The sequence below is a fragment of the Streptomyces sp. NPDC031265 genome (genome assembly GCF_055570295.1).
The window spans coordinates 74,946-87,277 of sequence record NZ_JBVIHM010000011.1 but is presented as its reverse complement, the minus strand read 5'-3'; the positions used below and the strand labels follow the sequence as shown (position 1 = coordinate 87,277).

The window sequence follows — 12,332 nt, the reverse complement described above, 5'->3', positions numbered from 1 at the left end:
ACGCCCCCACCCCCCCACCCCCCCCCCCCCCCTCCCCACCCCCCCCCCCCCCCCTGCCCCCCCCCCCCCCCCCCCCCCCCACCCTCTTCCCCCCCCCCCCCCCCCCCCCCCCCCGGCCCGCCGCCCGAGGCCGGGCCGTCAGCAGCCGCAGTTCTCCGCACCGAGGGGCGCGGTCAGCGGATCGGCCTCGCGCTTCCCGCGGCCCTCCCAGGTCTCGAACTCGAAGCCCTCGCGCACCCAGTACTCGAAGCCGCCGAGCATCTCCTTGACCTGGTAGCCGAGTTCGGCCAGGGCGAGGGCGGCGCGGGTGGCGCCGTTGCAGCCGGGGCCCCAGCAGTAGGTGACGACCGGCACGGACTTGTCGAGCAGCTGCTCGGCCTGCTCGGCGATGAGCGCGGTCGGCAGGTGCACGGCGCCGGGCACATGGCCCTGGTCCCAGGCCTCCGTGGAGCGTGAGTCCAGCACGACGAAGCCCTGCTCGCCGCCCTGGGCCAGCGCGGACGCCACGTCGGAGACATCGGCGTGGAAGACCAGGCTGGCGCGGAAGTACGCGGCGGCGTCGGCGGGCGCGGCCGGGGCGACGCGCAGGACGGGGTTGGCGGCGGTGGCGAGCTGCGTTGTTGTCATGGCCAGAAATCTACGGCTCTTGATCATTGGCCGGAAGATACGATCCCCGGAACATCTCTTGATTCGCCGGGGATTTCACTGTTGTCTGGCAGCCATGACCGAGTATTCCCCGGACGATACCGACTGGCGCATCCTGGACACCCTCCAGCAAGACGGCCGGGCCAGCTTCGCGGAGCTGGCCCGCGCCGTCGCCATGTCCCCGAGCGCCGTGACGGAACGGGTGCGGCGACTCGAAGAAGCGGGGGTGATCTCGGGCTATACGGCGATCGTCGACCAGGAGCGGCTCGGCCGGGGCATCCTCGCCTTCGTACGGCTGCGGTACCCGAACGGCAACTACAAGCCGTTCCACGATCTCCTTGAGGCGACTGCGGAGATCATGGAGGCGCACCACGTCACGGGCGACGACTGCTTTGTGATCAAGGTCGGCGCGCGGTCGATGAGCCACCTGGAGGAGATCTCCGGGAAGATCGGCGCACTGGGGTCGGTGACGACAAGCGTCGTCTACTCCTCGCCACTGCCCCGACGCGCGATCGGCCGCTGAGCGCCGGCCGGGGTGCCTAATCCCCGGCCCCAGCCGAGCGGTGGCGCACCTCCGACCCGTTGCGCTCCTTGACGATCTCCAGCTGGGTCGGGATGCGGCGGCGCAGATCCCCGACATGGCTGACGATGCCGACGCTGCGGTCCCGCTCGCGCAGCGAGTCCAGTACGTCCAGGACCTCGTCGAGGGCCTGGTCGTCGAGGCTGCCGAAGCCCTCGTCGATGAAGAGCGTGTCGAGCCGTACGCCCCCGGCCTCGTCGGTGACCACATCGGCCAGGCCCAGCGCCAGCGCGAGCGACGCGAAGAACGTCTCGCCGCCCGAGAGTGTGGCGGTGTCCCGCTCCCGGCCCGTCCAGGCATCGACCACATGCAGCCCCAGGCCGGAACGGCCGCGTCCGCCCCGGGCGTCGGAGTGCACCAGTGTGTACCGCCCGCCGGACATCCGGCTGAGCCGGGCCGTCGCGGCGGCCGCCACCTGCTCAAGGCGCGCGGCCAGCACATACGACTCCAGGCGCATCTTGCGCTCGTTGTCGGCGGAGGTGCCCGCGGTGAGCCCGGCGAGGCGGGCCACCCGGTCGTACTCCTCGCGCAGCGGCCCGATCCGGCGCGTCTCCGCGGCGGCCTCCCGCCCCAGCCGACCGAGCTCGGCGCAGCGGGCGCGCGCGGCGGCGAGCACCGAGGCGGCCTCCCGCAGCGCGCGTTCCACGCGCGCGTGGGCGGCCTCGGCCTCCTCGGTCCGCGCGGCCGGGCGCGCGGACGCCGCGACCGTGGCGGGCTCGGCGAGCCGGTCGGCGACGGCCGCCTCCTCGCGCTGCCACTGGTCGAGCCGGTGCTGGAGCTCGCGCTGCTGCCGGTCGTCGAGGAAGGCCTCCGCCGCCGCCCGGGGGGTGTCGAAACCGGCCCGGAAGGCCGCCTCGGAGAGCCGCCCGTCCGCGTCCTTGAGCCGCTGGGCGGTCGCCTCGACCTCACGGACGGCCTCGGCGGCCCCGGCGAGCAGCCCGGCCCGGTGCTCAAGCAGGTCCGCCTGCTCGGCGACGCTGCGCGCCTCGCCCCGGGCCGCCGCCAACTCCCGTTCCAGGGAGACCTGTTCCCGGTCGATCTCCTCGCGCCGTGCGGTACGGGCCGAGACGCGCTTGTCCGCCTCGCGCTGCTGCGCCAGGCGCCGCGCGTGCTCGCGCTCCGCGCTCTCGAAGGCCTCCCGGGCGGCGTGCAGCCCGGCGGCCAGCGCACGGCTCTCGCCGTACTCGGCCTCCCACTCGCGCACTTGGCCGTCGAGCACGGCGAGGGTCTCCGTGCCCGCCTCCGCGCTCGCCGCCGCGAACCGCTCGCGTACGGAGGCGAGGGCGCGCTCGGCTTCGGCGCGGGCCGCCTCGGCCTGCCGGTACGCCTCGTGGGCGGCCTCCTCCGTCCCACGGTCCACCTGGCCGGTCGTGGCGCGCGCGGGGGCGGGGTGCTCGGGCGAGCCGCAGACGGCGCACGCCTCGCCGTCCTGCAGCCCTGCGGCCAGCTCGGCCGCGATGCCGCGCAGCCGCTCCTCGCGCAGGGCGAGCCAGTGCTCATGGGCGGCGTTGGCCCGCTCCCGGGCGGCGCCCTGCCGCTCCTCGGCCGCGGCCACGCGCGCGTGGAGGGCGTCACGGTCGCGGGCCGCCGCCAGCCTGCGCCGGGCCGGTTCGAGCCGTCCCGCCAGCTGTTCGGTGCGGGTGGCGGCCTGGTGGGCGGCGTCGATGCGCTCCTGGTGGCGCCGGCGGTCGCCCTCCCAGGAGGCGAGCCAGCCGGCCGCGTCGAGGAGCAGCTGCTCGTCGGCCCTGGCCTGGCGGTCGAGCTCGGCGCGCTCGGCAGTGATCTCGGCGCTGCGGGCCTCGGCCCTGCGGGCGGCGTCGAGCGCGCCCAGCTCCTGGCGCATCTGCCGCTCCAGCGCGCCGAGTTGGTCCGCCCCCGCCTCGGCCAGATCGGGGGGCAGCAGCGCGCGGGAGCGCTCGCGGGCCGTGGCCGCCGTGTGGTGCTCGCGCTCGGTCTCCGCGCGCAGCGTGAGGGCGGGGGCGACGAGGTCGGCCTTGCGGGCCCGGTCGAGCCGGTCCCGCACGGCGGCGCGGCGGGGCTCGGCTGCGGCCAGCTCGTCGGCGCGGCGGCGGGCGTCCGCGTAACGGCGCTGCAGCTCGGCGAGGCGGCGCTCGTCGTCCAGCGCGATACGGGCGGCGGCCTGCCGGCTCTCGGCGGCCGTGACGGCGCACTCCGCGACGGCGAGCCGCTCGCGGGCCCCGGCGCGCGCGACAGCGGCCCACTCCAGGACGGCCTCGGCGAGCCCGGGCTCCCCCGGGCGGCGCTCCGGCAGGGGCCAGTCGCGCGCGTCCGCATTGTCCCCGGCGGCCTGCGCCATCCGCTGGGCGAGCGCGAGCAGCCGCTCGTCACCGGCTCTGACCTGCTGTTCGGCGGCGCGGCGCAGCTCGGCCAGACGCTCTTCGACGGCGGCGAAGCGGCCGGTGTCGAAGAGCCGCCCGAGCAGCTTGCCGCGCGCCTCGGCGTCGGACCGCAGGAACTTGGCGAAGTCACCCTGCGGCAGCAGGACGACCTGGCAGAACTGCTCGCGGCTCATACCGACGAGCTGCCCGATCTCCTCCCCCACCTCCTGGTGGGAGCGGCTGAGCGCCTGCCAGACGGCGTCCCGCGCGTCGTACTCGCGCAGCCAGGTCTGCGCCTTCTCGGAGGTGAAGCCGGTGCCGCGCTTCTTCGGCCGGTTCTGCTGGGGCCGCCGGGTGATCTCCAACCGCCGTCCGCCGACGGTCAGATCGAGCAGGACCTCGGTGACGGTCTCGGGCGCGGCGTGGTCGCTGCGCAGGGTGGCGCCGGGGCTCTGGCGAGCGCCGGGCACCGCCCCGTACAGCGCGTAGCAGACGGCGTCCAGCACGGAGGTCTTGCCCGCGCCGGTCGCCCCGTGGAGCAGGAAGAGCCCGGCGGCGGAGAGCGCGTCGAAGTCGACCTCCTGGGTGCCGCCGAAGGGGCCGAAGGCGGTGACGCGCAGCCGGTGCAGCCTCATCGGGCCCCCTCGCGCGCGTGGTCCTGGGTGAGCGCCGACTCGACCCGTACGTCGTCGAAGGCGCCGCGCAGCACCGTCCGCTCCCGCTCGTCCGGGCCGCTGCCGCCGCGCACATGGGCCACGAAGTCCTCCGCGATCTCCTGGTCGGTGCGGCCCTGGAGGCGTCGCGCGTACGAGGCGAGCGGGTCCTCGGGGGCGCGGTCCGGGTCGAAGACCAGGCTCAGCGTGTGCGGGAAGCGGGCGGCGACGCGGGCCATCGCGTCGTCGGGGCGGACCGGGTCGGTGAGCGTCGCCTCGACCCACGCGCCCTCGTGACGCTCAAGGGCGGGCTCTTCGAGCAGGTCGTCGAGCCGGCCCCGGATACGGGCGAGCGGGCGCGGGACCGGGCAGTCGATCCGCTCGGCGGCCACTGATCCGTCGGCGGCCAGGTCGACGAGCCACATCGACTTGCGGTGGGTGGTCTCGGAGAACGAGTACGCCAGCGGGGAGCCCGAGTAGCGCACGCGGTCGGAGAGGGTCTGGCTGCCGTGCAGATGGCCGAGCGCCACATAGTCGACGCCGTCGAAGACTCCCGCGGGCACGGCGGCGACCCCGCCGACCGTGATGTCCCGCTCGCTGTCGCTGACCTCTCCGCCCGCCACGAAGGCGTGGGCTAGGACGACGGAGCGGGTGCCTCGCGCGCGTGCCGCGAGATCCGCCCGGACGCGCTCCATGGCCGCACCGAGGACCTGCTCGTGCCCGGCTTTGGCGGTCTTGAACTCGTCGCGGACCAGGGCCGGTTCGAGGTAGGGCAGCCCGTAGAGAGCCACCTCGCCGTGGGCGTCGGACAGCAGCACCGGAGTGCCGCACCCGGCCGGGTCGGTGCGCAGATGGATGCCCGCCCGCTCGATGAGGCCCGCGCCGACGCCGAGCCGCCGGGCCGAGTCGTGGTTCCCGGAGATCATGACCGTCGGCACGCCCTCCTCGGCGAGGCGGTGGATGGCGCGGTCGAAGAGCTCCACGGCCGCGAGCGGCGGCACGGCCCGGTCGTAGACATCCCCTGCCACGAGGACCGCGTCCACGTCGCGCTCGCGCACCGTCGCCACCAGGTGGTCGAGGAACGCGGCCTGGGCGTCGAGCAGGGCGACCCGGTGGAACGACCGTCCCAGGTGCCAGTCCGACGTGTGCAGGAATCTCATGATCCCCGAGGGTAACGGTGGGGTCGGACATCCCGGGCGGCAACTGCCTTACCGGTACGGCGCAGAGTTGTCACGCGTCCCCGTACGCCTCTCCGCCGAGCTCCAGCGTCGCGCTGCCCGCGGTGACATCCGCGAGCCAGCGTCGCAGGGACTCCACGTCCGCCTCCGGGATGCCGATCTCGATGGTCACGGCCTCGGCGTAGCGCACCTCGCGCACCGCGCGGCCGGTGGCCCGCAGATCGTTCTCCAGCTTGCCCGCGCGCTGGTGGTCGACGGTGACGGTGGCGAGGCGGAACCGCCGGCGCACCACGGTGCCGAGCGCGTCGAGGGCTTCGCCGACCGCTCCCCCGTACGCGCGGATGAGCCCGCCGGCGCCGAGCTTCACGCCGCCGTAGTAGCGGGTGACGACGGCGACGGCGTACCGCACCTCGCGGCGGGTCAGCATCTGGAGCATCGGGACTCCGGCGGTGCCTCCCGGCTCGCCGTCGTCGCTCGCCTTCTGCACCGAGGCGTCGGCCCCGATGACGTATGCGAAGCAGTTGTGGGTCGCCGTCGGGTGCTCCCTGCGGACGCGCGCGATGAAGTCCTGCGCCTCCTGCTCGGTCGCGGCGGGCGCGAGCGCGCAGAGGAACCGCGATCGGTTGACCTCGGTCTCGTGCACGCCCTCGCGGGCGATCGTCCGGTACTGCTCCTGCATACGGCCACCCTATGCGGTGCCACACGTCTGACCTGCTGGTCGCCCTGGCGCCCCGGACCTGGAGACCGAGATCCCCGGCCCGCCCCAGGGGTGCGGGGTGACCGATGTCACCCGGCCCGGCGCGACGGCACGCTCGGGCGGATATCCGGCGGCACACGCAGGCCACGGCCGGGTGGATGTCAGTTGAACCTTCACCCGCTCCTCCCCCTTGATCCTCAACTCTCCCTATAGGCACCTCCCCCAGGCTGCGGGGAGGAGTCGTGCCACAGCAGAGAGTGCGCCGGTTCGTAAGGAGCAACCCGATATGTCATCAAACCTCCCGTTATTCTCCGTCCTGCTGGGAGGCGATTACGCGGGCAAGTCATCGGCGATGTCACGGCTCGCGGGAGACCCGGAGCCAGTCCGGGTCGTCTCGGTCGACGATCACTTCCTCACCGACCGGCACGCGCTGATCGGCCGGCTGCGGCGCGAGGTGGTCAAGGACGTCGCGGCCCCGGACGGCGCCTACTCGCCGGACTTCATGGCCAGCATGCTCCAGACCGCCGTGGTGCACCTGCGCGACCAGCTCCTCACGGCCGCGGAGGCCGCCGACGGACGGCCGCTCCTCGTCGACTCGTACTACTACAAGATCCTCGCGAAGTGCCGCCTCGCGGGGGTGAGCGAGAACCCCATGTACGACTGGTGGCGCTCGTTCCCGCAGCCGCGCCACGTCGTCTACCTCAAGGTCTCGCCGCACGAGGCCTGGCGCCGCAGCCGCCGCGGGACCCGGCTCAACTCCCTCGAACACTACGGAGAGCGGCCGAACCGGACGTCGTTCGAGCGGTACCAGACCGACCTGGAGAAGCTGATGTGGGACGAGATCCGGGATCTCCCGGTGACGGTCGTGGAGCAGCAGAACTCCCCCGGGCGGACCGCCGACGCGGTGCGGGAGGTGCTCTGTCATGACTACGTCTGAGACTCGTCAGGACGGCCTGTCCTGGGCCGATCCGGAGCGGATCGGACGGTACCGGTCGCGGGTGTTCACCGAGCGGGCCCGGCTGCGGGCGGCGTTCGCGGATCCGGCCGGACACCAGCAGCGGGTCCTGGAGGACCTGCTCGCCTTCAACGCCGACACCGCCTACGGGCGCGCCCACGGCTTCGCCCGGATCCGTACGCTGGACGACTGGCGCAAGGCCGTACCCGTGCAGGACTACAGCGGCCTCGCCCCCTGGATCGAACGGGCAGCGGCCGGCGAGGACAACATCCTCACCGCCGACAGACCCGCCGTCTTCTTCACCAGCAGCGGCAGCACCGGCGCCCACAAGAAGATCCCCGTCACCCCGCAGTTCATGCGCACCGCGTTCTTTCCCTTCTACTACGCCGCCTGGGCGCCGCTCATCGAGCACTTCCCCGACGTCCTCGCGCGCCCTGACGTGGTACTGAACCTCAAGCACGACCCGATCGCCGCCCCGCCCACCACGGCCTCCGGCAAGCCACACGTCGGGGCCAGCCAGGTCGACTTCGGGGCCAGGTTCGGTGAGCCGCTCTCCGCGGAGCCCGGCACGAGTGCCCCCTGGGCCACCCTGCCGGTGCCGGTGGCGGCCGATGCGCATCTGGAGAAGATGTATCTGCGGCTGCGCCTGGCAGTAGAGAGCGATGTGCGCTGTGTCATCGGCATCAACCCGGCCATGGTCGCCGCCCTCCCCCACCAGTTGAACCTGTGGTGGGAGCGCATCGTCCAAGAGGTGCGCGACGGCACCCTGGGCGGACACCCCCACGGGTCCCCCAACCCTGAGCGCGCCCGCGAACTCGACCGCCTCGCCGCGCGCTTCGGGCGGGTCCGGCCCGCCCACATCTGGCCGCGGATGCGGGCCCTGTTCTGCTGGACCACCGGCCTCGCCTCGCTCTATCTGCCGCGGCTGCGCGAGGAGTTCGGGCCGGGCGTCACTCTCCTGCCCGCCCCGGTCGCCGCATCGGAGGGCCCTACCGGCGTCGCCCTCGACCGTCACCCGACCGCCGGAAGCCTCGTCGTCACCGCCTCCGTATACGAGTTCGCCGACGCCGACGCCGATCTCACCCCCGACATGCCCACCCTCCAGCCCCACGAGCTTGAGGTGGGCCGCGACTACCACACCGTCTTCAGCCACATCGGCGGCCTCTACCGCTACGCCGTCGGCGACGTCGTACGGGTCGTCGACCGCGAGGACGGCGTGCCGCGCCTCGAATACACCGGCCGCAGCTCCCTCTCCAACGCCGCCGGGGAACGTCTGCGCGACGCCCACGTCCTGCGTGCCCTCAGCACCGCCCTGACCGCAGGCGGCCTCGAACTGCGCAACACCGCCTGCCGCGTCACCCACGCCCAACACGGCACCCCCGCCTACCAGTTCGCCCTCGCCTCAGCCACCCCCTGGAGCGGAGACGAAACCGAAGCGTTCCTGAAGCGCCTCGACCACGCCCTCGCCCACGAATCCCCCGGCTATCACCACGCCCGGACCCACCACCGCCTGGGCGCCCCCACCTCCCTGCATCTGCACCCCGACGCCTTCCTCGACGACTGGCACGCCGCCGTCGCCACCGGCGTCCGCCCCACCCAGGTCAAAGACCGGCTCTTCCGCCAAGACCCGGCGCAATGGCAACGACTCACCGACGGGAACGGTTCCTGAACGGCACTCCTCCAGGGGCGGCCGCACCCCACTGCGGGCCCCGCACTCCACCCATCCGACCGAAGGAGACGAGAACCCCGTGACCGAGTTGCTCGACGCAGTCGAACGCACCGCCCTGCTCACCGCTGCCCTGCGTGCCGCGGAGACGCGTCGGCCCGACCGCATCTACCAGGATCCGTACGCGGACGCGCTCTGCGGTGAGATCGGGCCGGAGCTGCTCGCGGAGATCCGGAAGGCGACGTTCCCGGCGGACGCCTCGCGTACGCTCCCCAGCACCCCCGACTACAACGCCATCCGCACCCGGTTCTTCGACGACTACCTCCAAGAGGCCGCCCGCGAGCCCGGGATGCAGCAGATCGTGCTCGCCCCGGCCGGGATGGACTCGCGCGCCTACCGGCTGGACTGGCCCGAGGGGCTGCGCTACTACGAGGTCGACCGGCCCGCGGTGCTGGCGTACAAGAAGGACCGGCTGGAGGGCGTCAGCCCGCGGACCGACCACCGTACAGTCGCCGTGGACCTCACCTCTCCCGACTGGGAGAACGACCTCCGGGAGGCGGGGTACGACCCGGCCCTGCCGTCCACCTGGCTGCTCGAAGGGCTGCTGTACTACATCCCCGAGCAGGACACCCACCGCATCCTGCGCCGCGTCGCCGCCTTCTCGGCGCCCGGCAGCCGGATCGCCGCCGACCTGGTCAACTCCGCCGCTCTGACGCTCCCTCATATGCGCGGGCTGCTGGACATCTTCGCGGGCTGGGGCTGCCCCTGGCTGTTCGGGACCGACGAGCCCGAGGCGCTCTTCGAGAGCTTGGGGTTCTCCGTCGAGGCGCTGCAACCGGGCGAACCGGGCGCAGACTACGGCCGCTGGCCGGACCCGGTGCCGGCGCGGCACGACGCGAACGTGCGCCGGGTGTTCTTCATCCACGGTCGGCGGCGCTGAGATGCCGACAGCTTTGGTCGTGGGAGGCAGTGTCGCGGGTCTGGCCTCCGCGCTCGCGCTGGCCGGTTCCGGACGGCAGGTCGTCGTCCTGGAGCGCTCCGCCCCACCGCCCCGGGGCGCGATGGCCGACCTGCACAGCCGCTGGCAGCGGCCGACCGTGCCGCAGGCCCAGCAGTCCCACACGCTGACCTCGCTCGGCGTGCGCACGCTGCGCACGCGCGCGCCCGAGGTCCTGGAGCGGCTGGTCGCCGCCGGTGCCCCGCTGTTCGACCTCACGCGCGCGTTGCCGCAGGGTGCGACCGACCGGGCGCGCGAGGTGGGCGACGACGAACTGGTCGCGCTGGGCTGCCGCCGCACCACGCTCGAACTCGTCCTGTACCGGACGGTCGAGGCCCTGCCGCAGGTGGAGATCCGGCACGGCACGACGGTGCGCGGGCTGCGGCTGAGCGCCGACCGGCAGTCCGTGCGCGGCGTGGTGACGACGGACGGCGCGCACCTGCCCGCCGATGTGGTCGTGGACGCCACCGGCCGTCGCGCGGCCGCCCGCGGCTGGCTCGCGGATGCCGGGGTTCCGGTGGCGGGGGATCTGACCAGCCCGTCCGGGCTGCGCGGCTTCACCCGGTTCTACCGGCTCAGAAGCAGTTCTCTGCCCGGGCCGCTCAACCGGGGCCACGCCGCCGGGGACATCTGGGACCACTACGCGGGCGTGCTGCACCCCGGCGACGCGGGCACCTTCGCGATCGCCCTGGGCACGCTGCCCGGCGACACGGAACTGGACAGGCTGCGGCACGCCGATGACTTCACCGCCGTCGCGCGCGCCACTCCGGGCCTGGCCGGCTGGCTCGACGACGCCGTCAGCGCGCCCATCTCCGCCGTCCATGTGATCGGCAGCCCGGCCAACGCCCTGCGCGCCACCGCCGTGCACCCGCCCGTGGCGGGCCTGTTCCCGGTCGGGGACGCCGCCTGTGTCACCAACCCGCTCTACGGGCGCGGGATGTCGCTGGCGCTCGCGCAGGCCTTCGGCCTCGCCGACGCGCTGGCCGCGCGCCCCGCGACCAAACGGACCGAGGCCGCGGCCGGGTTCGCCGATACGTTCCTGCGGCCGTGGTACGAGCACGCGGCAAGCACCGACCGGGAGCGGATCGGGCGCTGGAGCGCCGTCGTCCACGGCCGGCCGCTGCCGCCCGCCTACGCCGGCTGCCCCGACACGTCCATACGGGCGGCCGCCGCCCAGGACGGGACGGTGTGGCGCGGGCTGATGCGGGTCCTGATGGGGCTGAGCACTCCGGACGAGGTGTTCGGGGACGAGAAGTTCCGGCACCGCGTGGCCCAGGCGCCCCGTGGCGCGGTCCCGGCGAGCACCGCGACCATGCCCCGCCAGGACCTCCTCGGCGCCCTCGTGGCGGCGCAAGGAGGCCGGTCGTGACGCCGTGCGGAAGGAGATCCCTCGTGACGCCGCCCCGTCGCCGTGCCCCCTCCGTGGTGGAAGGAGCGCGCCCGTGACCGCCCCCGCCGTCGCCTCCGCGCTCCGGCCCCGGGCGGCGGCGGGAGCGCGCCGCCGGGTGCTGCTGGCTCCGATCACGGTCACCCCCTCCAAACCGCTCGCCCCGTCCCACCTCAAGGGTTTGTTCTGGACGGACGTGATGTACCGGGCGACCGCGTGTCTGGCGGAGGTCGACTACCGCTACAGCCACACGACGTACCACCTCACCGAACAGACTCTGGGGTTCTGGGAGTTCCTCGACCGCACCCACGGGGACACCGGCTACGCGGAACTGACGGAGGACGACATCGGCTCGCTGTACGTGCGCCACCGCGCGGCGACGGACCGGGTTCCGGCCGCCGCATTACGCCCGTACGCCGACGCCGTCGAGCACCACGGCTGGGTGCACCCGGCCGCCGCCCGGGTCCTCGAACTGTGGCGGGGGCACTACGCCCGGCTCGGCTTGTACGACCCCGGCCTCCTCGCCCACCAGCCGCCCGGCCTCGGTCTGGAGGAGATGCTGGAGCAGCTACGCGCGCGTGGCCTGTGCCTGGACCACCGAGGGCTCGGCGGCCCGGTCTACCTCGACCTGACGCGGCACGGTCTGCCGCTGCGGCAGATCGTCACCGCCGACGGCCGCCCCAACTACCTCGCCTGCGCACTGCGCGAACTCCTGCCGCTCGCGCCGCACTACGACGAGGTGGTGTTCCTGTACGACCGTGAGCTCGACCCGGACTACCAGCTCCTCGCGCGCGTGCTCGCGCCGCTGGGGCCCGTCGTGCACCGGGTCCCGGTCGGCCGCGTCCCGGTGGACGGCGAGATCCGCTCGGCCCGCGAAGGCGGCTGGCGGGGCCTGGACGCGGCCGCGCTGATCGGGGCGGCGTCCGCCGAGCACGACGAGGCGGCGATACGGCTCGGCATGCGGCTCTATTTCATCGCGACGCTCGGACCGGGCCAGGCGCAGTCCCATAGGCCCGATCTGCTGCACCAGTGTCTGAAGCGCGCCGACCGCCTGCTGTCCGGGGCGCCCGCCACGGCTGAGCCGGGTCTGCCCGAACGGCTGGGCGTCCACCGCCGCGACCACACCTATGTGGACCCGTACCGGCTCACCACGAGCCTGCTCGCCCGGCGCCGCGCCGCGCCCGCGCGCGATCTGCTGGCGGAGGTGTTCCTGTGTTCCTGACCGAGCAACGACT

The 12,332-nt window shown here is 73.9% G+C and carries 10 protein-coding genes; 6 read left to right on the top strand and 4 right to left on the bottom strand.

Features of this window, described 5'->3' with window-relative positions; translation table 11 throughout:
- Positions 1–138 precede the first annotated feature (138 nt).
- Positions 139–627: a rhodanese-like domain-containing protein gene (locus tag ACZ499_RS18750; RefSeq protein ID WP_468676257.1), complete on the bottom strand. Its 489-nt coding sequence runs from the start codon at positions 625–627 to the stop codon at positions 139–141.
- A 94-nt stretch (positions 628–721) separates the two neighbouring features.
- On the opposite strand from ACZ499_RS18750, the gene ACZ499_RS18745 reads away from it, so the two are divergent.
- Positions 722–1,168 carry an Lrp/AsnC family transcriptional regulator gene (locus ACZ499_RS18745; RefSeq protein WP_468676256.1) on the top strand — a complete coding sequence of 149 codons (447 nt, stop codon included), beginning with the start codon at positions 722–724 and terminating at the stop codon, positions 1,166–1,168.
- Between the two features lie 16 nt (positions 1,169–1,184).
- Here ACZ499_RS18745 and ACZ499_RS18740 read toward each other — a convergent pair whose 3' ends face one another.
- The 3 genes from ACZ499_RS18740 to ACZ499_RS18730 form a co-directional block, all read right to left on the bottom strand.
- Positions 1,185–4,199 (bottom strand): AAA family ATPase, encoded by a 3,015-nt coding sequence (locus ACZ499_RS18740; protein ID WP_468676254.1) that lies wholly within the window; start codon positions 4,197–4,199, stop codon positions 1,185–1,187.
- Positions 4,196–5,377, bottom strand: coding sequence for an exonuclease SbcCD subunit D (locus ACZ499_RS18735; RefSeq protein ID WP_468676252.1), 1,182 nt, complete (start codon positions 5,375–5,377; stop codon positions 4,196–4,198). Before ACZ499_RS18735 ends, ACZ499_RS18740 begins: the two co-directional genes overlap by 4 nt.
- Positions 5,378–5,447: 70 nt before the next feature.
- Positions 5,448–6,074, bottom strand: coding sequence for a YigZ family protein (locus tag ACZ499_RS18730; protein WP_385534873.1), 627 nt, complete (start codon positions 6,072–6,074; stop codon positions 5,448–5,450).
- Between the two features lie 304 nt (positions 6,075–6,378).
- Between ACZ499_RS18730 and ACZ499_RS18725 the strand changes: the two genes are divergently transcribed.
- From ACZ499_RS18725 to ACZ499_RS18705, 5 genes are all read left to right on the top strand, one after another.
- A complete protein-coding gene (locus ACZ499_RS18725) occupies positions 6,379–7,029 on the top strand; it encodes a hypothetical protein (protein WP_468676249.1) in 651 nt (216 codons plus the stop codon).
- Complete coding sequence (locus ACZ499_RS18720) at positions 7,016–8,716, top strand: GH3 family acyl-acid amido synthetase (protein WP_468676247.1); 1,701 nt, start codon at positions 7,016–7,018, stop codon at positions 8,714–8,716. Before ACZ499_RS18725 ends, ACZ499_RS18720 begins: the two co-directional genes overlap by 14 nt.
- Positions 8,717–8,795: 79 nt before the next feature.
- On the top strand, positions 8,796–9,653 hold the full coding sequence (locus tag ACZ499_RS18715; RefSeq protein ID WP_468676245.1) for a class I SAM-dependent methyltransferase: 858 nt from the start codon (positions 8,796–8,798) through the stop codon (positions 9,651–9,653).
- A 1-nt stretch (position 9,654) separates the two neighbouring features.
- Positions 9,655–11,079, top strand: a complete 1,425-nt coding sequence (locus tag ACZ499_RS18710; RefSeq protein WP_468676243.1) for an NAD(P)/FAD-dependent oxidoreductase — start codon at positions 9,655–9,657, stop codon at positions 11,077–11,079.
- A gap of 73 nt (positions 11,080–11,152) precedes the next feature.
- Positions 11,153–12,319 carry a hypothetical protein gene (locus tag ACZ499_RS18705; protein ID WP_468676242.1) on the top strand — a complete coding sequence of 389 codons (1,167 nt, stop codon included), beginning with the start codon at positions 11,153–11,155 and terminating at the stop codon, positions 12,317–12,319.
- Positions 12,320–12,332 lie beyond the last annotated feature (13 nt).